We start from the raw sequence: 24,478 nt of genomic DNA, 5'->3' as shown, positions 1-24,478 counted from the left end.
TTTAGTCCTTGTTCATTGAAGCCAAGAATCGTTTCATCTTCTTGGAGTCTTCATCGCCTTCATCGTCACTGTCGTCTAATGGTTCATCGCCCTTGTCATCTTCTGATTTCTTGGCGTCCCACTTGTCTACTTCGTCTGCTTCGCCGTCTTCTGCGCAGTTGATTAAGTGTTCCAGTAGCTTTTCTAAGATTTGTTTGTCTTTACTCATGTCTTCCTCCAATGTCATATTTATGTTCTTTTGCTTCTAAGGCGCTTAGACGATCTTCAATCGCTACGATGTAGTTGGCTTGTGTCTCGATCAGTGCTGTTAGCTTTTCGACAATGGCATCCAACTGTTTGATTGCATGCATTGAATCCATTTGCAGTGCATACTGATCTGGTTGCTTGTATGTGCCGTGTTCTGCAACCCAATGCGGATCAATCTTTTCAATCTGTTGTGCGATAAGGCCGTTTTTGTGTGTGCGGCCATCATCGATCTGCATTTCGCCTTCAAGGCGCTTGAACTGATACTCCACAAAGTCAATTGCTTTGATCTTGCTTAGTGAGTCTTCTTTCGTAGGTGCAATGTTCTGCTTAAGTCTTTCATCGGATACATTCACACCCCACCAAACATCTCCAAAACCACTAATTCCAGCGATAAGCTGGATATAGCTGTTGTTGCGGATATTGACTACGGAAGTTCCGCCGTTGTTTATAAAGTATCCAACACCTTGACCACCTAAAGCATTTGAATTGCTGGCAGTTGATGCAGTAGCTGCGTTACCAGAACATGAACCGGAACTGCTTGCAAAACTCGCTGTAACTGCGGAGTTAACATTTAGGTTGCCGGGTTTTGTTAATGCTGTGCGAGTGTTCGACCCGTTGGTGTAAAGGAGATAAGGCCCGTTGGTCGCGTCGTCTTGATACGCCCAGTTTGCAAATCCACCTACAGCATTTGCGTTGTCTGCACTGGTAGCAACTCCTGCACGGCCAGAAATATTCGTCGGCAATATTGCGCCGAAGTAGGTTCCATTGATTTGCAAGTCCAGCGCAGAACCTGTCCAACCCCAATAAATCATGTCTGCGCGCAAGTTAGCGCAAGGCTGATAACCTAAGTTGGCTTGTCTCGTGTTTGCCCATGCTTGTGCACGGTTTTCAACATTCGCAGAGATGGTTGCACCGTAGGCCGGGTTCGCGTTTACAGCCGCTTGTGCGCTGCTGATCGGCTTACTTGCGTCGCTGGTGTTGTCCACACTGCCCAAGCCAACAGAAGCCTTTGTAAGGCCCGTAAGGCCTGCTCCTGAGCCCGTGAACGAGGTTGCAGTGATCGAGCCGCTGTAGGTCAGCACATCGCCAACCATGCTTAAAGAATTGTTGCCAGTGTTCGCAGCGTTGCGGAACTGGATCGTGTCTGAGTGAGCAAGACGAAAGAGTCCTGCGTCTGCTGGCGTTGCTCTACCTGAGAAGTAGGAAGCCTTAATGCCGAAGTTCGGTCCGAAGTCCGTCTCTGCGCCTAACGTGAATGAGCCACCTGTTTTCTGTAGTGTGCCGTTGCTTGTTGCCCCTACCCAATCACTTAGCGGCTGACCCCAAATGAATGTGTCGCCTTGATCAGGGATTTCATACACACCCCCGTTCATTGTTCTGTTTGTTGCCATCCTTTCTTATCCTTATGTTATAAAAAAAGGGAGACCGAAGCCTCCCTTGTTCAGTCACTCTTTTATGAGTGTTCTTCTTAGTTAACGATTGTGTTTACATAAACACCCTTCGCTGGTGTGTCGAAGAAGATTGTCTGGTGCGAATAGCAACGATATTCGAATGCCATTGTGGACTGCAATTGAATGAACACCTTTCCACCGTCTGTTCCAGGGATGTTGAAGGTTAAATCAGTTGCGCCAATACGCTTAACATTGCCAAGTGGGACGATGAATGCATCACCTTGCTTAACAAAGATGTGTGGGCGAATTGTGATCTTGCCGCTTTGTCCAGCAAACGATAGCTTGTTAGCTCCGTTTTCAAATGTGCCACCACCTTGTGTATACATACGCAATGCAGCTTGGTCAGTCATCAAGTTTGTCCATGCATCGGGCGAAACCAATACATCGATGTCTTCATCAAGCCCACGGTTTACAGCGGCTGTAATTGCCTTGTTCATTTGTGCGAAGCTGAATATATAAGGCGAAACAACGCTATAAGTGTTGCCGAGCCACAAGTCATAAACAGAAGCGTCGATGTTGAACAATGAAGCTTGGTTTGTTAGTTGTCTCTTCAAGCCAGCAGCTTCAACGCCGTATGCGCCTGCGAAATACAGTTCTGCTGTGTCGTTGTGCGCAGCAATGTAGGTATCAACAGCACCGATGTCTGTTGCATTACCTGTTACTGTGACAACGCGAGTAGCTGTATTGACTGTAGAAACAACCAATGCAGCGTTTGCGTTGATCTTTGTTTGTGAGCCATATACACCAGACTGGTAAAGGTCGAACTTAGCGTTCTTCATTCCAGACCAGAAACCTGCAGCCCATTCAGATAACTTGATAGTGATGGCTGTGGATGTTGTGCTTACATTCGCAGATGTATGTGCAACAGCGAGGGAAGTTTGACCATACAAGAAGTTGATTTCAAGACGCTTAACGCCTGATTCCTTCATGTTGCGCATTTGTAGGCCGATGACATCGTCGAATGCGCTCGGACCTTTTGTGCGTGCTCGTTCTGCTGCTTCAACTGTCAGTTGCGATTGGCCTGCCATGTTTGCGCCCATAACTTGGGCTGGCTTTGTTGCCATGCTTACAGAGCCAGACAATGCTGGTGCTGAGGCATCTGAAGCGTAATATGTCCAACCCTGTTCTTGTGACAGAACAACTGGTTGAATGAAATAGCTACCGTTTGCAAGTTCTTTCTTAGCAAATGGAATTGTGTCGTATAGAACAGCGCATGCTGGAACTAAGCTTTCGATTTCTGGGGCGAAGGTTGTTTTATAGATACCATCGAGATCTTGGGTGCTTGTCGTTGCCATAAATTCTCCTATTGAATTGGCTTGTGCAAAAAAGGACACCATGTCCGAATCAGACACAATCAACTTCACTGAGGAGGTGGCAAGCGTCCCGCTTTGGTATTCGCCTAATCGGGGTGGCAAGCGTCTCTTGACGCTACTTTTAGATTGTCTGCGCAAGAAACTTAATCCTTGCGCTTCTATTTACCTTCGACGCCAGTTTCTGGCCTTAATTAGCGTCCATGTATGCGATCCCATTCAGCTTGAGACTTTGCAACCTTTGCTTCTGCAAGTGCTCTTGCCTTCTTGGCGTCAATGTTTGAGGACTTCCTTTCGGGTAGTTCTAATGGATTTGACGATTGCCTCGGCTTGCGTTCGATGGTGTTGATGTCAACAACCTTTCCTCCAGAAAGCTTCTTGGTGAGTGCTGCACCAATCTTCTTCTGTAGCTTCTCAGGCAACATCGCTAACACACCGTCTTCGTCCAACTCATCAAACAGACTTGATAATCTTGTTTCATGCTGCTTTCTCATGTGTGCAATGATGTTGGGTGCCTTTACTTGATCCAAGGTGAATGGCTCGTTGCGGCGTTCCGCAGCATTCTTTTGGATTTGGATGTAGCGAGCTACTTCGGCAACAGTGTCGGTTGTCTTCGGAATTCCGCCGCTGTTTAGCACTTCTTCGATGGTGCTATACAAGCCCTTCTGTAAGCGTTCAAAGGCTTCCAGTGCTGTTGCTTCGTCTTGTTCAGCCTTTTGCTTCTTCTGGAATTCCTTCCATTGTTCGCTTTCCTTGCGAAGGGCTTCTATCTCTATTTCTTCTGGAGACTTCATTGCTTGTAGAAGCTTCTGCGCCATGCGTTCTTCTGCAAACTTGTCTGGGTCGTGTCCAAGCCTTCTTGACAGTTCAAGCCATGCTTCAGGGTCTTGCAAGTTGCGCATCAAGTCTTGCATTTGCTTCTTAGTGGCTTTTGCTTCTTGAAATTCCCTGTCTGCGCCAAAGCCTTTCTGTGCAAGCTTTAGGAGTTCATCTTTCTTGAACTGCTTCTTTATAGGAGTTCCATCGGAGTTCTTGCCTTCGATCAGTTCAAAGAGTTCTTCTTTCTCTGCGTCTGTCATTTGTTCCATTCCGTTGTCGGCGCCGTCTTCAATAGCTCCGTTGTTTTCGAATGAATCACCTGCTTCGTTTAAATCTGACATTTCTTTTTATCCTTGTCTTGGTTGTTTGTTTGCCATATCGATCAACTGCTGCGGGATTTGTCCCGTTGGCGTTCCTGTTGGCGGCTTTGGCATGCCGGGTTGTCCAATTGCTTGCGATGTTTGGTTTGCTGGAGGCGGGTTTGCTGCGCCCGGTGCTGGGCCTTGCGGACTACCTACATTTACATTGACAGGGCCACCAGCTGGAGGTGTTGCGCCCTGTGCTCCTGGTAGAGGGGCTGAGTAGCCGATCTGTCCTGGCGCAAGCTGTAGGGGTTGCTGCCCCAATGCAATGAGCAATGGTGCGAAGGCTGGATTGCCGAGCATGGCAATGTGTTCCTTCTCATGCTCGAACACGATCTGGAAAATCTTGCCCTCTGGACTATCCGGCGCTGCGGTCCGCATGTGGACATCAGAGGTGATGTTTGCGTGTTCGCGTAGGTGGGCTACATGATCGTCCATTGGACGAACGCTCACTGCCTTTCCGTCACGCATCATTTCGTTCTCAGCCTTAATGTTTATGTTGGACATTTCCTGTCCTTCAGTCAGAGCATCAAGCGAACCCGTTTCAAGCACAGTGAGCAACATGGACGGGTCTTTGACAAGTCCTTTCTGCGCAATCATGTCAGCGATGCTGTAGCGGCCTTGAACTGTTTGCATCATTGGGTTGCCCGGACGAGCAATGACACGAACGATGCTCTTTAGGTCATCACCAGTGAATGTCTTTGCTAAGGAGGCCTTTGCCTTACCTGCAACTTCTACGATGCGATCTGTTGTTGCGTTCTGCTTCATTAAGTTGATAAGCGCAGTTCCAACGCTGGACATAATGTTGACGAAGCTTGATTGGAGACCTTGGCTGTATTGGACATTCAAGGATTGCAACATCGATAGTGCAACACCAGAAGTAACGCCAGTCGGTGGATTGCCTTGTGCCGTGCTGTTTACGCCAGCAATAGAGTTCAGCAGGTTGCTGAGCATATCGATTGTCTGGAAGATTTCTGGTGGGGTCTTAAGCAGTTCTAAGGGCTCAGGCTTTCCACCTGTGATGTTGTCATATTGGATAAGGTTAAGTGCCCCGCCAATTTCACTTTCGCTTATGTTCGATCCAATAGGTATGATGATGTTCTGTATACCGAACGCACGCTGATTGGAAATGACTGTTGACCACAAGCCGTCGAGCAAGTCTGCAAGCTGGAGCATGTCATATGCATCTGTGTAGCTAAAGTTTGTGTTTGGGATAGCTACATCGATCATGCGGTGAACAGGGAAGTCCTTATAGGACATCGGATCAGCACTTAAAATCACATCCTCATTGATGTAGCTGATGACACGCCCTTCGGGCAGTGCAGCAGTCTTCTTGTGATACAGCGTATAGACATACACCAAGTCTTTGCTTGTGTCGTCTCCGCTGTATTTGATGTAGTGTTCGTTCTCAACCCGTTCGACACTGCAAGCAATTATTTCGTCATACAGTTCTGGATTCTTTGCAGCTAAGTCCCATTTGTTCTTTAGCTGGCGAACAATGAACCAATGGTTTTGATCATGTTCTGTGATGGTGCAATCGCGGATAACATCAATGGGCTCATGAACACGACAATCTAAGTCGCCTTCAAAGATGTTCGTGACAATGTCATTGCCAGCTTCATCTTGACTTGGTAATTTGTTTGTTAGTTTGCCTACCGTTGCGTCCCATGTTTGAACAATGAAGCCTTCACCGAACTTAGAAGCGGAATTTGCCGCCCGTTCTACTTTCTTGTCGTAAGCTTGGATTTCTGTGTAGTAACTGAGGATGGACTTGGCTAAGACTGTTTGGCTAAGCGTTTCGGGATCACTGTTTGAAGCCATCGGCTCCCATGTTGGACGCTGGTTGACGACAATTCCAACCTTGTGTTGAATCAGATTGCGGAAGTTGTTGATGCGGACATCTTGAAGCTCATTCCATTCACCAGCAGAATAGGAGAGGGCGCTTCTTGCGGTAGCACTGTGATAGAAGTCGTTTACAAGACTCCATATCCAGATGTAGCCCTTGTCGTTTATGTGTTTGTAGAAGTCTTTTCTACGAATCTGGCATTCGCTTACTGCTTCTTTCGCTGGAAGTGTTGCCCAATATTGTTTGTCATTAGCCATTATAATTATTCATCCCATAAGTCCCATTATTTAGTGTGAAACCCCTTTCTATTCGGTCCGCTAAGTGCTTTTGAAAGCACGCCAATGCCTTGTGTTTGTGGTTCCAAGTCTCTTGGTGTAATCATCACATTCTGAACATCGATGATCTTCTTACCCGCAAATGGGTTGTTTGACTTGTTCAATGCGCGCTGCAAATAAACTAAACATGCCAGTGCATCGCAGTGTCCGATTGCGCCTAAGCGTGCAAACTCGCGTTTGCCTGTTGAATCGCTTGTCTTCCATGTACCAGTGCGCAAGGTTTCAAGAAGCAAGTCGCAGCCATCGTCTATGACAAAGCGTTGATGCGACATAGAAATGATTAGTTGATTAACCATTGCTTCTAAATCTGTCTTCTGTGGATTGAGGAAGACGATTCCGGCTTTCTTGATTGCTTCGTGAGCATTCAAGTCCACAATAAGCTGCTTACTGATAGCGTCACAGATGCTGCGGAATACGGGTAAGTGACCCCATAGCTCTTTCTTGACGCGAGCTATTTCCTTCGCAATCACATCTGTTGTGGTGCTTGCACTTCCTTTGATTACAAGCTCTCGCTGTATGACAGTGCGTGCATTTGCATAGTCGTGGAACGCAAACAAAATTACATTCAAGTCCTTTGTTCCGTGATCGAAGGAAATGTATCTATCTAAATGCTCAAAGCCTTCAAAATCATCGTTGTGAACGCGGATCAGCTCGATGCCGTCTGTGACATCCTCTGGAATGACTAAATCGTTGGCGTCAGGGACAAGCAATACAAGGTATTCGCGCTTCCATGCTGAACCTGATGGATCGATGTTGTATGACTCTTCTTTTTCCCTTGCTATTCTTTCAGGCGTAAAGCCTTTATTCGCATAGACATCACGCGTGATGAGTGTTCCTTCCTTATCTGCATTTCGAATAATGTGAACAAGATCATGTTGAAGACTGCGTGGCGGCGTGCTGGCAATGATGGTGAACCCATCAGTATCTGAAAGCATTGGCCTCAGCACGGAACCTAAGACATAGCTTAAACAGCTTGTTGGATTGTGCTGCGGTATGTGTGCAGCCTCGTCGATAACAATCCCATTAGCAGACCCGCCTCGAATTGCATCAGCGCCGTTCCATGTGCTGCCGATCCTGATTCGTGAACCGTTGTTGAACCGAATAGAGTTCTTACTGATGTCCGGCCTGAGATGCGTTGGGCAATCCATTAGGAGCTTAGGTAAGACACTACTGATAATCTCCGTTGCCTGCTCATCAGTTGGCGCAACAAAGAGATATGTATGTTCCGGATTGCGAATGCATAAAATGATAAGCATCAATAGCGACACCGACGATTTGCCAAATCGTCGGGCAATGTTCAAAGTAATGCTCTTCTTCTGTCGGGCTAACGCGACGGCCGTAGAAGTTGCCTTCTCCTTTATGTGTATGTCTTCGAGGCCTACAAATACGGTCAAGATAGACCATATTTCTTCTTGATATGGTCTTACAAGGTAATCTAAATTTCCGTGGGTCCAGGCCGCTCGCTTGAGTTGTTCTTTTCTTTCTTCTAAGGCCGTATCCACTTAGCCTTGTGTTCCTACCAATCTGCTGCCCATCGAGGTGCGCAACTGTTGTGATGTCTTAAGCAGTTCGAGTTCTTTGGCAAGTCTTATCTGATTTGTGTTTACAGCTTCCAAGTCCTTGCGATAGTCTGCTTGCTCGGCAAGCCGTTCATCCACTTTTGAAAGTAGGCTGTTATGCAGCGCGTCTTGCCATTCTTGGCGTTCCTTCTTGAACTTTTCGATATGCTTTAAAGTGAGCACAAGTCCTGCCAGTGCTGACCCGCAGACAACGACTGCGACAATAATTACTTCAATCATTTTGTTAATTCCTTTTCTCTTCTGTATTTGGCAGCAAAGCTGTGGTCCGGATACTCAATTCCTGCTTGTGCATCTAATGTGGCTTGTAGGTTATCGAGAAACAGTCTTACCACTGTCAGCATGAATGTGGTGCTTATAATTCCTCTGCTGCCTTGTTCTATGACATGCTTCTTTCTTGATCGTCCCTTGTCGTCATACTCCAATACGAGCACTTCTTTATGGTCGTCTGTGAAGCCGACTGACTTCCTTGCTGTTGCAGGTGTGTAAGGACTGTCCTTGGTCACTTCGAACCAAGCTGTTTCTTGGAGCGGGTCGGACCAAGTCATGATTGATTCCATGACTACTTGTATGTAAGTTCCTACTGCGTTGAAGTGCAATGCTTCAGTTGCGTAGAGTTTGTTTCCTTTGTTGATGTAGACATGAAGCTTTCCTTCGATGTCGTTTGCTACCGATAAAAACATTAGTCTGATTCCTTGTTGTGCCTAAGTGCCTTTAGTTCGCTTGTCATGTCGGTGAATGGCATGTCAAGGATCTCTCTTGGCAATGGAGCTAAGAAGACCGTTGTCGATTCTTCTTTGGGTGCTGGGTCTTGCCGTTCAAGCAGCATCGACACATAACGAAAGTCATGCTTCTTTGCTGCGTCTGGGTCTTCTGCTGCTTCTTGTGCAAAGCCAAGCAGCTTCACGGCGTTCTCTGCTTTGATCTGCGCAATGGTCTTCCGGAAATGGGTCATCAATGCTCGACGATCCATGCCTACATACGCTGCTATCTGTCCTGAATGCATGCCTAAACGGGCAGCGGTCTTTACCTTCTCGATATCGACATCTTCGGGCAACAACTGACTAAGTGCACAAACACACCCAGGATAGAAATCTTCAATTGGAAGAACAGGGGAGTTGGCGGCCTGATAGTAGGTCTTGGTTCCTTGAGGAATGACCTCCCGTTTGATCCGGCGTGGGCGCTTGTTCTTTGGTGGGTCTGATGGTGTAGTTTCTTTCATCAAACTACTTATCTTCTTGCGGACTTAAAACTGCCATCAAACGCCCAAAAAGTAGCCCCCAGCAAGGGGGCTACAACCGTCTACAGCAGCTTTCTTTAAGAAAGCTTGGCTTTGCGTGCTGCTCGTGCTTCCTGCACTGCAAGGGCTTGGCGTGCAATGTCGTCGGGGTTGCTATCAATGTAGCCAAGCGTGGTGTTTATGTTCTTGTGCCCTAAAAGCTTTTGGATACGGTTCGTCTGAACGCCATCTGCATCCATGCGTGTTGCGTAAGTGCGCCTTGCAGCGTGAAGCGTAAGGGTTCCGTTCGCCTCACTAAGCCCTGCCTTGCGCACTGCACGCTTCACCCATGTGCTTTCCTTATACCGCTTGCCATACTTGGTAGGAAACACATAATCATCTTGGTCGCGCTCGTTCCAACGACGCTCAAGCATTCCACGCAAGCGAGCAGTCATCAAGTGGGAGCTATGAACACCATTCTTGCTGCGCTTGATGTATACGCTGTTGCCTTCAAAGCTGACTTGATTCCATGTGAGGTTCGCAACTTCATTCCATCGGCATCCAAGCTCAAACAAAGCAACGGTTGCGTCAAAGTTGTTTTGCTTATCAAACGCTACGGCGGGTGAATATCCGCGTGTGGGCTTAGTGGGCACCTCAAGTGCCTTCAAAAACAGTTCCTCTTCTTCCTCGGAGAAGTGGCGCTTCTTTGGCTCTGGCTTTTTGACGCTTGGCAACTTAGGCGCTTTGACAAACAACTGCTGTTCAAGGCCAAAATTGATCATGGTGTTCCAATAGCGGGACACTAAACCAATAGTCCCTTCCTTGTTGCCCTTAGCCCGCTCCGCATTGACAATAGCTTGGATGTCATCTCGCGTAAGGTCTTTAACAAGGATGGCAAAGCAGGACTTGAACTTGTTGAGGTTCATTTCAATGTTGCGATAAGTGGGCTTTCCCTCAATTGAAGCCAGATACTTCTCTACCAACACAGCAACAGTGAGTGGCTTCCGCTTGTGGCCCTCAAGCTTGATGGTTCTGTAGCATTCCTCGTGACGCTTTGCAGCCCACTCCTTAGCAAGTGCTTTGTCAGTGGTGCCAGTGGTCTCGAAGAAGTCGATACCCTCGATGGTTTCGCGCCAGTACCAGTTGCCGCCTTTTTTCCGCTGTGACAGTGCCATGTCTTCACTCCAAAAAAAAAGACCAAAAACAGCGTGTTCTTGGGGCTTGAAACCCTTGTGCTGCTACAGGGGTAGCTGTGCACTGGATTTGCACGGAATTTTATGGAAAAAGGGGGGTTTGGGCGACATATACCGCACACGATGTGCAATGTCTGCTTACAGGCACCCAGCAAAATCAATGACTTAGCAGGATGTTAGTGGTCACTAATTGCGCTGTGTAATCCTGAGAGATTCACCCCACGATCGGGGCTTGCTCCTTCGGTGGGCGAGGCCGTCATGTGACGGGTCGCCTCTCTCCAGCAAGGAAACGCCCTGATGCGGGGCGCTTCGCCAGTCCTTTTGCCTGAGCGTTCGGGCCCGTGTTTTGGTGGGACCTGCGCCTTCGGCGGCCCCGGCGCAGCGGGGCTCTCTCCTGACTGCGCCAGTGTAAGGGATCGAAAGCTCGTTCAACGGCGATTTCAGTGCGATCGCCCAGCCGGGCAAGGCTTGTTCCGCCGCGCCTTCAGCCTCTGCGGCGCATCAAGTATTCGATCGATTCGAACAATGCCTCGCTGAGCAATGCCAGCACTGCGGCCGGCACTGCACCGGCCAGCAGCAGTTCGCGATCGTTGAGCGCCAGCCCCGTCACGATGCGCTCGCCGAAACCTCCGGCGCCAATGAAGGCCGCGATGGTCGCGGTGCCAATGGCGATGGTCGTCGCCGTCCGTACGCCGGCAAGGATGGTGGGCAGCGCCAGCGGCAACTGCACCACTTGCAGCGTCTGCCCGGCGGTCATTCCCAAGGCGGTGCCGGCCTCGCGCAGCCCTGCCGAAACCTCGGCCAAGCCCGTGACTGTGTTTCGCATGATCGGCAACAGCGAATAAAGCGTGAGCGCGATCAGCGCCGGAACGAGGCCGATCGCGCCCACTGCGGAGATCAATATCGCCAGCAGCGCAAGCGAAGGAATCGTCTGCAGCAGCCCCGTGAGCCCGAGCACGAGCGCACGCGTTCGAAGGTGTGGAAACACGAGGATGCCCAATGGCACCGCGATCAGGATGCCCAGCCCCACCGAAACCGCGACCAGTAGCAGGTGCTGGCGCGTGAGCCGACCGAGGTCCGGGCCGAAGAGCTTGGCGAGGAAACCGCGCGCCGCGGCATCCTTCGGGCGCGCGGCGCCGGCTGCCTGGGTCGTGTTGGCGTTGGCCGGCTGGGCGACGATCTTGCTTTGCGCGAGGAAGTCGCGCGCAATGACATCGAAGCCCACGCCCTGCAATTCGGCACGCGCATTCATCTCGATCATCGCGTGCTCGTCCACCCGGCCTTCCAGCTTCTGCATCGCCGCCCACGCCTGCGGCCAGCGCGTTGGCACGTCGAGGCGGTAGAGCACCACGGCGTCGTAGCGCGGAAAGTAATGGCGGTCGTCTTCGAGCACGCGCAGGCCGAGATGATCGATCTTGGCGTCCGTCGTGTAAATGTCGGTCACGTCGATCTGCTTCGCTGCGATCGCGTCGTAGGCCAGTCCGTGGTCGAGCCCTGTCGGCGTCTGCGTGAAGCCATAGCGAGCGGCCAGCCCTTGCCAGCCGTCGGCGCGTCCGAGGAACTCGTTCGACAGGCCGAGTTTCAGCTCAGGGTGGGCAGCGAGGTCGCCGAGCGTTCGCACGCCCAGTCGATCGGCATCGGCCGCGCGCATGGCGAGCGCATAGCCGTCGTTGAAGCCGAATGGAATCGCAATGCCAAGTCCCAATGGACGAAGCGCCGCGTTCATGTCCTCCAGCGTCATGGGTTGGGCGCTCTTGAGGATTTCGAGGGCAATGGTGCCGGTGTATTCGGCATAGAGATCGATGCCGCCGGAGGTCAACGCTTCGTAGACGATGGCCGTATTGCCGAGTCCTTGCCGCACGACGGGCGCGGGTGTGGTGTGCGCTGCCGCCGTCTGCGCGAGCACCTGCGCGAGGATGTACGACTCGGTGAATCGCTTCGATCCGATGCGGAGTTCGCCGGCCCCTCCTTGCGCTTGCGACGGAAAGGCCGCGCCGAGGAGACCCAGGCAAGCCAAGGCGGTGAGCCAGATTCGGCGCAGAGAACGCATCGAGGCAGTGTATCGGCGACGCGGCCCCGATGAGGCCATTCGATGGACTGGTTCGTCTCCTACAGGCGATCGTGCGCCGTGCCGATGCTGCAGCGCAGCGGCTGAAAGCAGAATGAATGCGTGCGCATCAACTACGTCCGACGCGGTGAAGGCAAGCCCTTGTTGCTCATCCACGGCCTGGGAGGCACCTGGCGTTCGTGGAGGACCATCCTGACGCCGCTGGCTGCAGAGCGCAGCGTGGTGGCCATCGACCTTCCGGGGTTCGGCAAGAGCCCTGAACTGGACGGCGAAGTCTCCATTGGCACTCTGTGCGATGCGGTCGCTTTGTTTCTCAAGGAACACGATCTGATCGGAATCGATGCCGCCGGCAGTTCAGTGGGCGGGCAACTCATTCTGGAACTGGCGCGGCGCGGCGGCGTGGTCGGGGCGGTCGTGTCGCTTGGTCCGCTCGGCTTCTGGGAAGGCTGGGAGCGCCATGCGTATCGAGCATCCGTGTGCCTTTCCTGGCGGATGGCGCGTGCACTGCAATTCGCCATGCCGGCGATCACGGCCAACGAATGGTCGCGCGTGCTGCTGCTGGGGCACGTCTCGGCGCGCGCCGCCGGTCTTTCGCCTTCGCTGGTCCTGGATGAAATGCGCAACTTCGCATCGGCAGCTTCCTTCAACCTGGTCCTGAAGAACCTCATACAAGGGTCGCCGCAGGAAGGCGCTTTGGTCGGCAGTCTCGAAAAGCAACTCGTGATCGGTTGGGGGCGCTTCGACCGGCTCTGCTTCCCGATCCAGGCCGCTCGCGCGCAGCAACTCTTTCCGGACGCTCGCGTCCACTGGTTTGACCGGTGCGGACACTATCCCCACTGGGACGCGCCGGACGAAACCGCAAAGCTGATACTGGCGACCACGGCCGACTGAACGGCGCACCCGGGGAACACGATGGCAAAAGAAAAGAAAGAGAAGAGAGACAAGAAAGAGAAGAACGAAAGCAAGGATGGAAACGACAACGACGCGCATCCCCTACCGGACGTGCATGGCGCACGCGAACTCCCTTCGGTGGTGGTCGAGGGCTACAGCCTGCAGTTGCGCGACAAGGACGGTTTTGTCGGTGATGYGGCCAGCCAGACAGCCTTCAGGGAGCTGCTCGAGCGCTGGCGCCGCCGCAGCCGACGCAAGGGGACTGACCCGCTGGGAAGGCGTCATTCCAGGGACCTGAGCAAGCGGGTCCTCGACAAGGCCATCGGCGAAGAGGCCTCACGGGCCGCCGATGTCGTGCATGCCGTCATCGAGGAATTCGCGGAAGACCTGGCTTGGGTGATCGACCGCTTCATGCGTCACCCGTCATGGAAAGGCGTCGAGCGGGTCGTGATTGGCGGCGGGTTTCCGGAAAGCGATGTCGGCGAACGCGCGATCCTGCAGGCCGCGGCCATCCTCCAGGAAATGGGGCAGTCGGTGCAATTGGGCCGCATCTCGCATGAGACCGACGATGGCGGCCTTCTCGGCTGGGTGCACCTGGTTCCGCCGCCGCTGCTGAAGGGCCGCGACGCCATTCTTGCGCTCGACATCGGCGGCACCAATGTGCGCTGCGGCGTCGTCAAGACGCGGATCAGGCGCTCAGCCGACCTCTCCAAGGCCAAGGTGGTTCACCGCGAGAAATGGCGCCATGCCGACGACGGTCCCAGCCGCAAGATCCTGGTCGAAACGCTCGCGGAAATGCTCGCCAAGCAGATGCGGCATTGCGACAAGAAGGGCATTCGACTTGCCCCGTTCATCGGCATCGGATGTCCCGGGTTGATTCGCAAGGACGGATCGATCGCGCGCGGTGCGCAGAACCTGCCGGGCGACTGGGAGAGCGAGCATTTCCATCTGCCCAGCGAGCTTTGCAAAAAAATCCCGCTGATCGGCGGACACCCCACGGTCGCGCTGATGCACAACGATGCGGTGGTCCAAGGCCTGAGCGAACTGCCCTTCATGCACGACGTGGAGCGCTGGGCGATCCTGACGATCGGTACCGGGCTCGGCAACGCGAGCTACACGAACAAGTCCGCCGAATCGGGGAAGGGCACCCAGAAGAAAACGAATCGCTGACGTGCGCCTGGTTTCAGGCGAGTTCGCGGCCGAAGAATCGCACCGTGCGATCCCAGGCGCGTTCCGCCCAAACGGCGTCGTATTGCGTGATCGGGATGCGTCCCGGGCCCTGCGCTTCCTCGTTGGCGAAGGCATGGTGCGCCAGGTAGCGGTGCCCTTCGTAGCGGACGCCCGCGGCACTCAGTTTTTCTTCGAGGCTTTCGACGCCTGCGATCGCAAAGGCCTGATCCTGCGTGGCCCAGTGACCCATCAGCGGCGCAGTGATCTTCGACGCATCGACGTACTCCAGCGGCGGGTAGCCGTACCACACGACCACGGCGTCGGCCTCGGGGACCATGGTCGAGGCGAGGAGGGTGACCGCTCCGCCCATGCAAAAGCCTGTGACACCTACCTTGCCACCGCGCGCCTTCAGGAACTGCACCGCCCCACGGACGTCCTGTGACGCCGCGTCCGCGAAGTTCAGGCCGTCCATCAGGTGATGGGCTTCCTCGGCTTCGACCGTGGACTTTCCGCGATACAGGTCTGGCACCAGGGCGGTGAACCCTGCTTCTGCAAACCGATTGGCCACCCCGCGGATCTGATCGTTCAATCCCCACCATTCCTGGATCACCACGACGGAGCCGAAGGGCTTGTCGGCTTCTGCAAGGTAGCCTTGAACGGCGCCGCCATCGGGCCGGTTGAACTGGACGAGCTTTGTCATGCATCTCTCCTGAAGTTGCTTGCGACGAGAAGCGAGTATCGGACAACGAGGCATTGCCGCCATGGCCGCCCGGCGCTCGGTCAGAGCTGGAACGCGATGGTGAGAAGCAGCCCTTCGGCCAGATCGCGAACGAGGCCCGGCCGCCGTGCCCGGTAGGTTTCACCGGCTGAGGCGGTGGTTTCGATCCATTGCGCCAGCCAATCGATCTGGCGCTGGCCGTAGAACACCACGGCCGCCTCATGGTTGATGAGCAAGCTGCGCAGGTCGAGATTGATCGATCCGCATATCGCGAGGTCTTCGTCCACCACCACGGCCTTGGCGTGCGCCATGAAAGGCAACATGCGAAAGGTGACCCCTGCGCGAGCGAGGTCGCGCATCGCGCGTGCGCGAACGAAGTCGGCCAGACGGTGATTCGATCGGGCCGGGATGGCGATCGTCACCTGCACGCCGCGCCGCGCGGCCAGGCGCAGGGCGTCGCGCAGCCCGTCGCCCGGCACGAAGTAAGGAGTGATGGCGAGCAGCCGTTGTTCGGCGCGAAAGCAGGCGTCGATGAGCAGGGCGTGTGCCGTGTCTTCGGTCTGGTCGGGGCCGCTCGGCAGGAACTGCGCGAGGTCGCCTCCAGCGGTCGTTTCGATGGCGGCCGAAGCGCGCGCCTTGCGCTTGCGCACCGACGACCAGTCATGGTCGAACTGCCGCGCCGCCGCGGCGGCCACGCTACCCCGGAGATCGAAGGACAGGTCACGCCATGGAATCGGATGATCGTCGTTGCCGGTGAAGTACTCGCCAGCAAGATTGCGGCCGCCCGACCAGAGCCACTGGTCGTCGGCAATGGTGAGCTTGCGGTGGTTGCGCAGGTTTCGCGGGCCGGTGCGCCGCAAGCTGAAGATGGGACGAAACACCGCAACTTCGGCGCCCGCTTCGCGCAGCGTGTCGAAATGCGAGCGCGGCAGTGAAAGCGCGCCGAAGCCATCGAGCAGCACGCGCACCGCCACCCCTTCGCGCGCGCGCCGCGACAGCCGGTTGATGACTTCATGTCCCAGCGCGTCATCACCGATGATGAAGGTGCCGACGTCGAGCCGCGTCCGTGCGCGTTCGATCACCTCGAAGAGCGCATCGCGCGCAGCCGCGCCATCGGAATGGAAATGAATGTCGCAGGGCCCGGGCGGCGCCAGGCCGAAGCTCTCGATCAAGTCGGCGGCCCAATGCCCCGTCGGGCCGGTGCGCGGCGGACGGGGAGAGCCCGCCGGCCGGAGCTTGCGTTGGCCGAACAACAGGTACATGGGAAGGATGACGTAGGGCATCAGCGCAAGTCCCATGACCCAGGCGATGGCCGTCGAAGGCGCGCGCTGTTCGCGCCGCCCGCGGGTGGTCAGCACGTAGACAAGCAGCGCGAACGTGACGACCAGCAAATGCTGCGACGGCGAGGGCAGCCAGTCGAGCAACTCGTCGATCTGATTCACGTGTGGAGATGCGACTGCAGGAACGCGGGCACCGGCCGCCCGTGCGATGCGAGGAAACGCATCATCGCGCCGACCACTTCGCGCACGGCGGGCCGCTCGCCAACGCGATCACGCCAGGCCACCAGCCGCGGGGTGGAGGATGTCATGCCGGCTCCCTTGCGGTCGGCGAATACATGCGCCATGTAGAAGGCTATGTCGGCGTACGAATAGGGGCCGGCGAGATAGTCGCGGCCTTCGAGAAGAAGATCCAGGTCCTTGCAAAAGCGGTCGCACGCAGCACACGCCGCCCGCGCCGCGGGACTCTGCATGTCGTCCTGCAGCCCAAAAAGCTTCACGACGTGGGGAAAGAAAACCTCATCCGACTTGAGTTCGAGTTGTCGCGCCCGGGCACGCGCGGAGACTTCGGCGGGCCACAGCGGTGGATCGGGAACGAGATCTTCGAGGTACTCGAAGATCTGAGTCGAATCGAACAGTTCGAGGTCGCCGTCGACCAGCACCGGCACCTGCTGCTTCGGGTTGATCCGCAGCACGTCGGGATGCTTGGGCTCGTAGTTGTCGTCGCTGTCGAATGGCACCATCACGCATTCGAACGGCAGCCCTTTCTCAAAAGCCGCGATCTGCGCCTTGGCGCCGAACATGCTGAGGGGACCGGTGAAGAGCTTCATCCCCGAAGCCTACTTCACCCCAGCGCCAAAACAAACCGCCCGCCGGAACGGCATCTTCGGGAAACACCGCGGAACCGGCTTTGCCGGGCCGCTGGTGTTGCCCCCGGCAGGGGGTCGGCGAGCGACACGAAGTGCGCGCAGCCTGGGGGCGAGCCTAGCGTTAGCTCCCCCAGACCTCTTGGGCTGTCTCTATGACCAGACGCAGCTTGGCACGTTGCGCCTCGACAGCGATGTTGTTGCCGTGCACCGTGCTGGAGAAACCGCATTGCGGCGACAGGGCGAGCTGGTCGAGCGAAACGTATTTGGCGGCGGCCTCGATGCGGCTCTTGAGCTCGTCCTTGTCTTCCATTTCGCCGAACTTGGTGGTCACCAAGCCAAGCACGACCGTCTTGCCCTTCGGCAGAAAGCGCAGGGGACGGAAATCTCCCGAGCGCGCGTCGTCGTATTCGAGGAAGTAGGCGTCGAGATCCATTTCCTTGAGCAGCGCCTCGGCCACCGGCTCGTAGTTGCCGGCTGCGGCGTGCGTGCTCTTGAAGTTGCCGCGGCACAGGTGCATCGCCAGCGTCATGCCGGCCGGCTTTTGCGCGACGACCTTGTTGATGAAGGCGGCATAGCGGTGCGGCAGTTCGTTCGGGTCGTCGCCGCGCTGGCGGGCTGCTTCGCGCATTCTTTCGTCGCAAAGGTAGGCGAGATTAGTGTCGTCCATCTGCACATAGGTGCAACCGGCATCAGCCAGCGAGCGAAGCTCGTCGCCATAGGCCTTGGCCACATCGTCGTAGAAGGTCGGATCGAGTTCCGGGTAAGCCTCCTTGCTGATGCCGGCGCGGCCGCCGCGAAAGTGCAGCATGGTGGGCGAGGGGATCGTGACCTTGGGCGTGTTCCCGGCGGACACCTGGCTCTTGAGGTACTGGAAATCCGCCAGCTGGATGTTCTTGGCGTGGCGGACCTTGTCGATCACGCGCATCACCGGCGGGGCCAGTTCCTCTGTGCCGTCGGGCTTGCGGATCGTGACCGGAATATCCGTTTTCACGCCGCCGAGCTGTTCGAGAAAGTCGATGTGGAAATAGGTACGGCGGAATTCCCCGTCGGTGATGCTCTTGAGGCCAACGTCTTCCTGGAACTTGACGATCTCCGTGATGGCCTTGTCTTCGACCTTTCGAAGCTGCTCGGGCGTGATTTCGCCCTTGGCTTTTTGCTCTCGGGCTTCGAGCAGGTATTTGGGGCGCAGGAAGCTGCCGACATGGTCATAGCGGGCAGGCAGTTGGGCATGCTGGGACATAGGTGGCTCCGTCAAAACTGGAATAGAACGGTCGATCGTATCCGCACAGGACTGATGCGCAGCGGATACACCGGGATGAGTGTTTACCCTCGAAACCCGGCGGCCCGGTCAATTTTCTGGGTTCCTTTGTATACAGTCCGTATCCCGTGAACGACCGCATCCATCCTGCGACAAGCCATGCCGTCGCCGCCGTGTTCGGCGAACCCGAAGCGGGCGGCTCGCAAGCCGTCAAGGCCCAGTTGCGCCTGCGCGAGATGGTGCTCGCCGGCGAATTGCCCGGCGGTGCCCGCATTGCCGAAGTCGCCATCTCCGAATTGCTCGGCGTCTCCCGAACCCCGGTGCGCAGCGCCCTGATGCGCCTCGAGCAGGAGGGCTTGCTGGAGGCGCTGCCCAACGGTGGCTATGCCGTGCGGACTTTCTCGGAGCGTGACGTGTCGGACGCCATCGAGTTGCGCGGCACGCTGGAAGGGTTGTCGGCGCGGCTCGCAGCGGAGCGCGGCGTGGCGCCGGTGGTGCTGCGCGAGGCCCGCGCGTGTCTCAAGCGCATCGACGAGCTGTTGTGCGAACCGGCGCTGGACGATGCCGCGTTCTCGCGCTATGTGGCGTTCAACGAAGAGTTTCATCGCCTGCTGTCCGAGCTGTCCGCGAGCCCGCTGATCAGCATGCAGACCGAGCGCGTCACCAACTTGCCCTTCGCATCGCCATCGGCCTTCGTCGTCGTGCAGGCCAATGCGCCTGCCGCTCGAGACATGCTGCTGATCGCACAGGACCAGCATTGGCAGGTGCTGGACGCGATCGAAAACCGCGAGGGTTCCCGCGCCGAGGCGCTGATGCGCGAGCACAGCCGCATCGCCCAGCGCAACCTCCGCGAGGCGCTGCACGGCCTGCAGGCGCATCCTTTGCCGGGCGTGAATCTCATCCGCCGCCGAACCTGAACATTGCACCCGCACGATGGACCTGCATGACTTGCCTCTGCCACCCCCCATTGCGCGATGATCGCGCGTCCAATTTCATGATCGCGCAGAAATCCGATCCTGCGGCGGCAAGCTAGGTGTTTGCCGAAGCCCGCGTCCACTTGCATCTCGTCACAATATCCACCGTTTCGCCAATTCAGCACCTATCGAAAAGGAGAGCTCCATGCTTCGTCGTCATCTCGTCAAGGCTGCCAGCCTGACCGCCATTGCGCTGGCCATGCCTTCGGCATTCGCCGCGGACAACACGTTCAAGATCGGCCTGATCCTTCCGATGACCGGCCAGCAGGCTTCCACCGGGCGCCAGATCGAGGCCGCCGCGCGTCTTTACATGGCGCAGAACGGCGACACCGTCGCGGGCAAGAAGGTCGAACTGATCGTCAAGGACGACACCGGCTTGCCGGACGTCACCAAGCGCCTGGCGCAGGAATTGGTCGTCAACGACAAGGTGAACGTGCTCGCCGGCATGGGCATCACGCCATCCGCGCTGGCCGTCGCACCGATTGCCACGCAGTCGAAGACGCCGCTGGTCGTGATGGCGGCTGCCACGTCGAGCATCACTGAAGCGTCTCCGTACGTCGTGCGCTCGAGCTTCACGCTGCCGCAGGTCTCGGTGGCCATGGGCGACTGGGCGCCAAAGAACGGAATCAAGACCGTGGTCACGCTGGTCTCCGACTATGGCCCCGGCAACGACGCCGAGAAGTACTTCAAGGAGCGCTTCCAGCTCAACGGCGGCAAGGTGCTCGATTCGCTGCGCGTGCCGCTGCGCAATCCCGACTTCGCGCCCTTCCTGCAGAAAGTGCGCGACGCCAAGCCTGACGCGCTGTTCGTCTTCGTGCCCTCCGGCGCGGGCTCGGCCGTGATGAAGCAGTTCCTCGAACGCGGCATGGACAAGGCTGGCATCAAGCTGATCGCCACCGGCGACGTGACGGACGACGATCAGCTCAACGACATGGGCGACGGCGCGCTGGGCGTGGTCACCTCGCACCACTATTCGGCGGCCCATCCCTCGGCGATGAACAAGAAGTTCGTCGAAGCCTTCGAAAAGGCCAACAAGAACATGCGCCCCAACTTCATGGCCGTCGGCGGCTATGACGGCATGCGCATCATCTATGACGCCCTCAAGACCACCAAGGGCCAGGGCGGTGGCGAAGCACTCCTCGCCGCAATGAAGGGCCAAGTCTTCGAAAGCCCCCGCGGCCAAGTCCTCATCGACGCCCAGACCCGCGATATCGTGCAAGACGTGTACCTGCGCAAAGTCGAGAAAAAAGACGGCCAGCTCTACAACGTCGAGTTCGACGTCATCAAAAACGTCAAAGACCCCGGCAAGACCAAGCAGTGATGCACCCCCCGCCCTTGACCGCTGACAACGCAAAATCCGCCCCCACCCCATTCGGAAAATACCGTGGAACCGGCTCCGCCGGGCCACTGGTATTGCCCCCGGTAGGGGGTAGGCGAAGCGACACGAAGTGCGCGAAGACTGGGGGCGAGCCATGCTAACCATTCTGTTTGACGGCATCGCCTACGGCATGCTGCTGTTCGTGCTCGCGGTCGGCCTGGCCGTGACGCTGGGGCTGATGAACTTCATCAACCTCGCGCACGGGGCATTCGCCATGGCCGGCGGCTACCTGACGGTATTCGCCATGCAACAGCTCGGCGTGCCTTTTCTCCTTTGCCTGCCGCTCGCGTTCATCGTCGTCGGCGCCGCGGGCGCGCTGCTAGAGCGCACGCTTTATCGTCCGATGTACGGCAAGCCGCACCTCGACCAGGTGATGTTCTCCATCGGCCTTGCGTTCATGGCGGTCGCGGCGGTCGACTACTTCGTCGGCTCCTCGCAGCAGAACATCCACCTGCCCGAATGGCTTCGCGGACGCACCGAGATCGGTGACGGCGCGCTGATGCTGGGCATGGGCCACTACCGGATCTTCATCATCGCCGTGTGCGCGTTGCTGACCGTGGTGCTTCAGCTGATCCTCACGAAGACGCGCTTCGGCAGCCGGCTTCGCGCCGCCGTCGATGATCCGCGGGTTGCCGCCGGCATGGGCATCAACGTGAACGTGGTGTTCCTGCTGACTTTCGCAGTGGGCTCGGGGCTGGCCGGCCTGGGGGGTGCGCTGGGCGCCGAGATCCTCGGCCTCGATCCGACCTTCCCGCTGAAGTACATGATCTACTTCCTCATCGTGGTGTCCGTCGGCGGCACCTCATCGATCACCGGGCCGCTGCTGGCTGCGCTGCTGCTTGGCATCGCCGATGTGGCCGGCAAGTATTTCATTCCGAAGATGGGCGCCTTCACGGTGTACCTGCTGATGATCTTCATCTTGATGTGGCGGCCGCAGGGCCTGTTTACGCGCAAGGGAGCGCGTTGATGGACTTTCAGCAACCGCTCTTGCGCAAGGCGCGCTGGCGACCCTGGGAGTTCGTCGTCTGGGCCGTGGCTTTCGTACTGCCGCTGGTCTTCCCCTCCCATGCGCTCATGATCAACGAGATCGCCATCGTCGGGCTGTTCGCGATGTCGCTCGATCTCATCCTCGGCTACACCGGCATCGTGTCGCTCGGACATGCCGGGTTCTTCGGGCTCGGTGCCTATGCGGCGGCGCTCTTTGCCAAGCACGTGATGCCCGACCCGACTGTCGGACTGCTGGTCGCGATCGTGGTGTGCGCGGTCGTCGGCGCAATGGCCAGCGTGACCATCCTGCGCGGCACCGATCTCACGCGACTGATGGTCACGCTCGGAACCGCGCTGCTTCTCCTGGAGCTTGCCAACAAGCTCGACTGGCTCACCGGCGGCGCCGACGGATTGCAGGGCGTGGTGATGGGTCCCGTCCTCGGTTTGTTCGACTTCGATCTCTTCGGTCGCACGGCGGCCTGGTATTCGATGTCCGTACTGCTGCTGCTCTTCCTGCTGATGCGCCGCCTTGTGCATTCGCCCTTCGGTGCCACGCTGATGGCCGTGCGCGACAACCGGCTGCGCGCCATGGCGATCGGAATTCCCGTGGTTTCGCGCCTCGCGGTGATCTACACGATCGCGGCGGCAGCGGCCGGAGCGGCGGGCGCGTTGCTTGCGCAGACCACCGGCTTCGCATCGCTCGACGTGCTTTCGTTCGACCGCTCGGCTGACGTGCTGTTGATGCTGGTGATCGGCGGGGTTGGCTGGCTGTACGGCGGCGTGGTTGGCGCCATCGTTTTCAAGCTGTTGCAGGACACGCTCTCCAGCGTCACGCCGCAGTACTGGATGTTCTGGATCGGCTTGATCCTTGTGCTGATGGTGCTGGTCGGCCGCGATCGGCTGTTCAAGCCGTGGACGTGGTTCGGCGCCCGCGCGGGAGTCAAGCCATGACCGCTACGGCAAACGACATCGTCCTTTCCGCAACGGGCCTCGTGATGCGCTTCGGCGGGATCACGGCCACCAACAATGTCACGCTGAACCTGCATCGCGGCGCACGCCATGCGTTGATCGGCCCGAACGGCGCCGGCAAGACGACGCTGATCAATCTGCTGACCGGCGTGCTCACGCCCACCGAGGGCCGCATCGTCCTTGAAGGCGAGGACATTACGCGCCTTGCGCCGCACCGCCGCGTGGCGAGAGGGATGGTTCGCACCTTCCAGATCAACCAGCTGTTCGATTCGATGACGCCGCTGGAGACGCTCGCGCTGGTGGTCTCCCAGCACTCCGGCGTCGGCACCGACTGGTGGCGGCCGCTCGGCGCGTCGAAGCAGGTGGCCGAACGGGCCGGTCGGCTGCTGGAGCAATTCCGGCTCGCGGACGTGGCGCAGCAACGGACGAAGCATCTGGCTTACGGCAAGCGCCGTCTGCTGGAAATCGCCATTGCGCTGGCCTGCGAGCCGCGCGTCCTGCTGCTCGACGAGCCCGTCGCTGGCGTGCCTGCCGGCGAACGCGAAGAACTGCTCGAAACCGTCGCCGCGCTGCCGGCCGATGTGTCCGTGCTGCTGATCGAGCACGACATGGACCTCGTCTTCAGCTTTGCCGACCGGATGACCGTGCTGGTCAACGGCACCCTGCTGACCGAAGGCGACCCCGACACGATCGCCAACGACCCGCGGGTGAAAGAGGTCTACCTGGGCCATGGAAGTGATGTGGACCCCCAAGCTCACATTGGTTCGCAGCCCCCCGAGGGGGCGCAGGCCTCCCTTGGGACGGCCGGGCGGGAGACCCGACATGTCTGAATTGCTGCGCATCGAAAACCTGAGCGCCGGATACGGCGAGGCGGTCGTGCTGCACGACGTCAATCTCGCCATCGGACAAGGCCAGACGCTGGCGCTGCTGGGCCGCAACGGCACCGGCAAGACCACGCTGATCAACACGCTCGCGGGCGCGACGCGCCAGCACGGCGGCAGCATTTCGCTCGGCGGCGTGGCGCTGCACAAGCTGTCGTCACACCAGCGCGCGTCAGCGGGCATCGGATGGGTGCCGCAGGAGCGCAACATCTTCAAGTCGCTGACCGTGCACGAGAACCTCACCGCCGTCGCCCGCCCGGGCAAGTGGAACCCGCAGCGCGTCTACGAGATGTTCCCTCGACTGGCCGAGCGGAAGTCCAACCTCGGAACGCAACTGTCGGGCGGCGAGCAGCAGATGCTCGCGGTCGGGCGCGCGCTGGTGGTCAATCCGACGCTGCTGCTGCTCGACGAGCCGCTCGAAGGCCTCGCGCCCATCATCGTGGAAGAACTGCTTCGCGCCATTCGCCGCATCACGCAAGGCGAGGGGCTGTCAGCCATCGTCGTCGAACAGCATCCACAGGCGATCCTTGCGATTTCCGACGAAGCGGTCGTGCTGGACCATGGCACGGTCGTCCATGCCGACCGGGCGGCCACGCTGCGCACGCAACCCGAAGTGCTGGAGCGTTTGCTGGGGGTTTCGCGCTAATCTCCGGCCTCAGTTCTTCATCTTCGTGAGGAGA

23 protein-coding genes and 2 riboswitches are annotated in these 24,478 nt (G+C 57.3%); of the genes, 8 read left to right on the top strand and 15 right to left on the bottom strand.

Translation table 11 applies throughout. From position 1 onward, the window contains the following. Window position 1: 1 nt before the first annotated feature. The 11 genes from AC1DSF_RS14555 to AC1DSF_RS14505 all read right to left on the bottom strand — a co-directional run bounded on the left by AC1DSF_RS14555 (window position 2) and on the right by AC1DSF_RS14505 (window position 12,408). On the bottom strand, window positions 2-208 hold the full coding sequence (locus AC1DSF_RS14555; RefSeq protein WP_478182986.1) for a hypothetical protein: 207 nt from the start codon (window positions 206-208) through the stop codon (window positions 2-4). After that, the gene (locus tag AC1DSF_RS14550; RefSeq protein ID WP_478182985.1) at window positions 201-1,637 is read right to left on the bottom strand and encodes a tail fiber domain-containing protein; all 1,437 of its coding nucleotides are present in this window, start codon (window positions 1,635-1,637) and stop codon (window positions 201-203) included. Before AC1DSF_RS14550 ends, AC1DSF_RS14555 begins: the two co-directional genes overlap by 8 nt. A 77-nt stretch (window positions 1,638-1,714) precedes the next feature. Continuing rightward, window positions 1,715-3,049: a hypothetical protein gene (locus tag AC1DSF_RS14545; protein WP_478182984.1), complete on the bottom strand. Its 1,335-nt coding sequence runs from the start codon at window positions 3,047-3,049 to the stop codon at window positions 1,715-1,717. A 152-nt stretch (window positions 3,050-3,201) separates the two neighbouring features. After that, entirely contained in the window at window positions 3,202-4,167 is a 966-nt protein-coding gene (locus AC1DSF_RS14540) for a hypothetical protein (protein ID WP_478182983.1), read from the bottom strand. A gap of 6 nt (window positions 4,168-4,173) precedes the next feature. After that, window positions 4,174-6,291: a hypothetical protein gene (locus tag AC1DSF_RS14535; protein ID WP_478182982.1), complete on the bottom strand. Its 2,118-nt coding sequence runs from the start codon at window positions 6,289-6,291 to the stop codon at window positions 4,174-4,176. A gap of 26 nt (window positions 6,292-6,317) precedes the next feature. Next, window positions 6,318-7,871, bottom strand: coding sequence for a terminase large subunit domain-containing protein (locus AC1DSF_RS14530; protein WP_478182981.1), 1,554 nt, complete (start codon window positions 7,869-7,871; stop codon window positions 6,318-6,320). Further along, window positions 7,872-8,168 (bottom strand): hypothetical protein, encoded by a 297-nt coding sequence (locus AC1DSF_RS14525; protein WP_478182980.1) that lies wholly within the window; start codon window positions 8,166-8,168, stop codon window positions 7,872-7,874. After that, window positions 8,165-8,629, bottom strand: a complete 465-nt coding sequence (locus tag AC1DSF_RS14520) for a hypothetical protein (protein WP_478182979.1) — start codon at window positions 8,627-8,629, stop codon at window positions 8,165-8,167. The genes AC1DSF_RS14525 and AC1DSF_RS14520 overlap by 4 nt, the downstream gene beginning before the upstream one ends. Next, window positions 8,629-9,168 (bottom strand): hypothetical protein, encoded by a 540-nt coding sequence (locus tag AC1DSF_RS14515; RefSeq protein ID WP_478182978.1) that lies wholly within the window; start codon window positions 9,166-9,168, stop codon window positions 8,629-8,631. Before AC1DSF_RS14515 ends, AC1DSF_RS14520 begins: the two co-directional genes overlap by 1 nt. A gap of 95 nt (window positions 9,169-9,263) precedes the next feature. Next, entirely contained in the window at window positions 9,264-10,340 is a 1,077-nt protein-coding gene (locus AC1DSF_RS14510; protein ID WP_478182977.1) for a tyrosine-type recombinase/integrase, read from the bottom strand. Window positions 10,341-10,543: 203 nt separating this feature from the next. Further along, window positions 10,544-10,650: riboswitch (glycine riboswitch) on the bottom strand. A 15-nt stretch (window positions 10,651-10,665) separates the two neighbouring features. Beyond that, a riboswitch (glycine riboswitch) is annotated at window positions 10,666-10,765 on the bottom strand. Window positions 10,766-10,842: 77 nt separating this feature from the next. Beyond that, window positions 10,843-12,408: a glycine betaine ABC transporter substrate-binding protein gene (locus tag AC1DSF_RS14505; protein WP_478182976.1), complete on the bottom strand. Its 1,566-nt coding sequence runs from the start codon at window positions 12,406-12,408 to the stop codon at window positions 10,843-10,845. 120 nt (window positions 12,409-12,528) lie between these two features. Between AC1DSF_RS14505 and AC1DSF_RS14500 the strand changes: the two genes are divergently transcribed. Together AC1DSF_RS14500 and AC1DSF_RS14495 are read left to right on the top strand one after the other, a co-directional pair. Beyond that, window positions 12,529-13,317, top strand: a complete 789-nt coding sequence (locus AC1DSF_RS14500; RefSeq protein WP_478126915.1) for an alpha/beta fold hydrolase — start codon at window positions 12,529-12,531, stop codon at window positions 13,315-13,317. Between the two features lie 21 nt (window positions 13,318-13,338). After that, the gene (locus AC1DSF_RS14495; protein ID WP_478182975.1) at window positions 13,339-14,487 is read left to right on the top strand and encodes an ROK family protein; all 1,149 of its coding nucleotides are present in this window, start codon (window positions 13,339-13,341) and stop codon (window positions 14,485-14,487) included. A 13-nt stretch (window positions 14,488-14,500) separates the two neighbouring features. On the opposite strand, the gene AC1DSF_RS14490 is transcribed toward AC1DSF_RS14495, so the two are convergent. The 4 genes from AC1DSF_RS14490 to AC1DSF_RS14475 form a co-directional block, all read right to left on the bottom strand. Then, window positions 14,501-15,187, bottom strand: coding sequence for a dienelactone hydrolase family protein (locus AC1DSF_RS14490; protein ID WP_478126913.1), 687 nt, complete (start codon window positions 15,185-15,187; stop codon window positions 14,501-14,503). Between the two features lie 80 nt (window positions 15,188-15,267). Next, the gene (locus AC1DSF_RS14485) at window positions 15,268-16,647 is read right to left on the bottom strand and encodes a phospholipase D-like domain-containing protein (RefSeq protein WP_478182974.1); all 1,380 of its coding nucleotides are present in this window, start codon (window positions 16,645-16,647) and stop codon (window positions 15,268-15,270) included. After that, a complete protein-coding gene (locus tag AC1DSF_RS14480; protein ID WP_478182973.1) occupies window positions 16,644-17,312 on the bottom strand; it encodes a glutathione S-transferase family protein in 669 nt (222 codons plus the stop codon). The genes AC1DSF_RS14485 and AC1DSF_RS14480 overlap by 4 nt, the downstream gene beginning before the upstream one ends. Before the next feature lie 160 nt (window positions 17,313-17,472). Next, the gene (locus AC1DSF_RS14475; protein WP_478182972.1) at window positions 17,473-18,591 is read right to left on the bottom strand and encodes a 5-methyltetrahydropteroyltriglutamate--homocysteine S-methyltransferase; all 1,119 of its coding nucleotides are present in this window, start codon (window positions 18,589-18,591) and stop codon (window positions 17,473-17,475) included. Window positions 18,592-18,749: 158 nt separating this feature from the next. Here AC1DSF_RS14475 and AC1DSF_RS14470 point away from each other — a divergent pair, with 158 nt between their 5' ends. From AC1DSF_RS14470 to AC1DSF_RS14445, 6 genes are all read left to right on the top strand, one after another. Beyond that, complete coding sequence (locus AC1DSF_RS14470) at window positions 18,750-19,526, top strand: GntR family transcriptional regulator (protein ID WP_478183082.1); 777 nt, start codon at window positions 18,750-18,752, stop codon at window positions 19,524-19,526. A gap of 202 nt (window positions 19,527-19,728) precedes the next feature. After that, the gene (locus AC1DSF_RS14465) at window positions 19,729-20,904 is read left to right on the top strand and encodes an ABC transporter substrate-binding protein (RefSeq protein ID WP_478182971.1); all 1,176 of its coding nucleotides are present in this window, start codon (window positions 19,729-19,731) and stop codon (window positions 20,902-20,904) included. Window positions 20,905-21,055: 151 nt separating this feature from the next. Then, window positions 21,056-21,928 carry a branched-chain amino acid ABC transporter permease gene (locus AC1DSF_RS14460; protein WP_478126907.1) on the top strand — a complete coding sequence of 291 codons (873 nt, stop codon included), beginning with the start codon at window positions 21,056-21,058 and terminating at the stop codon, window positions 21,926-21,928. Next, window positions 21,928-22,899, top strand: coding sequence for a branched-chain amino acid ABC transporter permease (locus AC1DSF_RS14455; protein WP_478126906.1), 972 nt, complete (start codon window positions 21,928-21,930; stop codon window positions 22,897-22,899). The genes AC1DSF_RS14460 and AC1DSF_RS14455 overlap by 1 nt, the downstream gene beginning before the upstream one ends. Next, window positions 22,896-23,747, top strand: a complete 852-nt coding sequence (locus AC1DSF_RS14450) for an ABC transporter ATP-binding protein (protein WP_478126905.1) — start codon at window positions 22,896-22,898, stop codon at window positions 23,745-23,747. The genes AC1DSF_RS14455 and AC1DSF_RS14450 overlap by 4 nt, the downstream gene beginning before the upstream one ends. Beyond that, window positions 23,740-24,444, top strand: coding sequence for an ABC transporter ATP-binding protein (locus tag AC1DSF_RS14445; protein ID WP_478126904.1), 705 nt, complete (start codon window positions 23,740-23,742; stop codon window positions 24,442-24,444). Before AC1DSF_RS14450 ends, AC1DSF_RS14445 begins: the two co-directional genes overlap by 8 nt. Window positions 24,445-24,478 lie beyond the last annotated feature (34 nt).

Source organism: Variovorax sp. 01N429 (assembly GCF_056399425.1).
The sequence above is the reverse complement of the archived record's forward strand: the minus strand, read 5'-3'. Positions and strand labels throughout refer to the sequence as shown.